Annotated in this window: 2 tRNA genes and 2 rRNA genes; all 4 read left to right on the forward strand. The window is 50.3% G+C overall.

What is annotated here, in order from left to right:
* Positions 1-237 (forward strand): 16S ribosomal RNA (locus AC1DOQ_RS26850); the annotation flags it as partial.
* A gap of 80 nt (positions 238-317) precedes the next feature.
* Positions 318-394 (forward strand) — tRNA-Ile (locus AC1DOQ_RS26855).
* A gap of 9 nt (positions 395-403) precedes the next feature.
* A tRNA-Ala gene (locus tag AC1DOQ_RS26860) sits at positions 404-479 on the forward strand.
* 225 nt (positions 480-704) lie between these two features.
* Positions 705-1,551: ribosomal RNA gene (locus tag AC1DOQ_RS26865) — 23S ribosomal RNA — on the forward strand; the annotation flags it as partial.

Consider the following 1,551-nt stretch of genomic DNA (forward strand, 5'->3'; position numbering starts at 1 on the left):
ATCGCAGTCTGCAACTCGACTGCGTGAAGTTGGAATCGCTAGTAATCGCGGATCAGCATGCCGCGGTGAATACGTTCCCGGGTCTTGTACACACCGCCCGTCACACCATGGGAGCGGGTTTTACCAGAAGTAGGTAGCTTAACCGYAAGGAGGGCGCTTACCACGGTAGGATTCGTGACTGGGGTGAAGTCGTAACAAGGTAGCCGTATCGGAAGGTGCGGCTGGATCACCTCCTTTCTAGAGTGGCACTGGAGCGAAAGCTCAGCATCAAGCGTCCACGCTTATCGGCTGTTAATAAAGTTAAACGAGAACAGTTCGGGTCTGTAGCTCAGTCGGTTAGAGCACCGTGTTGATAACGCGGGGGTCGTTGGTTCGAATCCAACCAGACCCACCATRTATCAAGGGGGGATTAGCTCAGCTGGGAGAGCACCTGCTTTGCAAGCAGGGGGTCGTCGGTTCGATCCCGTCATCCTCCACCATTCGACTGTTTGACTATCCTTATCAAAACATGGCAATGCTGTCTTTTGATAAGTGTAGTTCTCGTTCTTTAACAATCTGGAAGAAGTAAAGTTTTCTTTAAGCGTGTAGTTGATCTAACGATCAAATGCACACTTAGGGTAGAAATCTGTATGTATCAACAAACAAAGTAAGCTGTCATTTGCCTATGACGTTCTCTATTACTCATGTAGAGGCCAACGTTATAGGGACAAGTGAATAAGTGCACATGGTGGATGCCTTGGCGATTACAGGCGATGAAGGACGTTGTAGCCTGCGAAAAGCTACGGGGAGCTGGCAAACGAGCTTTGATCCGTAGATGTCCGAATGGGGAAACCCGGCCTTTTAGGTCATCACTCACTGAATACATAGGTGTGTGAAGCGAACGCGGCGAACTGAAACATCTAAGTAGCTGCAGGAAAAGAAATCAACCGAGATTCCCAAAGTAGTGGCGAGCGAAATGGGATGAGCCTTGTACGTGATAGTCGATYGGATAGTGGAAGCCTCTGGAAATAGGCGCCATAGCGGGTGATAGCCCCGTACACGAAATCCGAACGGTGGTACTAAGCGTACGACAAGTAGGGCGGGACACGTGAAATCCTGTCTGAAGATGGGGGGACCATCCTCCAAGGCTAAATACTCGTAATCGACCGATAGTGAACCAGTACCGTGAGGGAAAGGCGAAAAGAACCCCGGGAGGGGAGTGAAATAGATCCTGAAACCGTGTGCATACAAACAGTCGGAGCCTCTCAATGGGGTGACGGCGTACCTTTTGTATAATGGGTCAGCGACTTACATTCAGTGGCGAGGTTAACCARATMGGGGAGCCGTAGAGAAATCGAGTCCGAACAGGGCGACAGTCGCTGGGTGTAGACCCGAAACCAGGTGATCTACCCATGGCCAGGATGAAGGTGCGGTAACACGCCCTGGAGGTCCGAACCCACTAATGTTGAAAAATTAGGGGATGAGCTGTGGGTAGGGGTGAAAGGCTAAACAAACCTGGAAATAGCTGGTTCTCTCCGAAAACTATTTAGGTAGTGCCTCAAGTATCACCAC

The sequence above is a fragment of the Massilia sp. 01N417 genome (assembly GCF_056399645.1).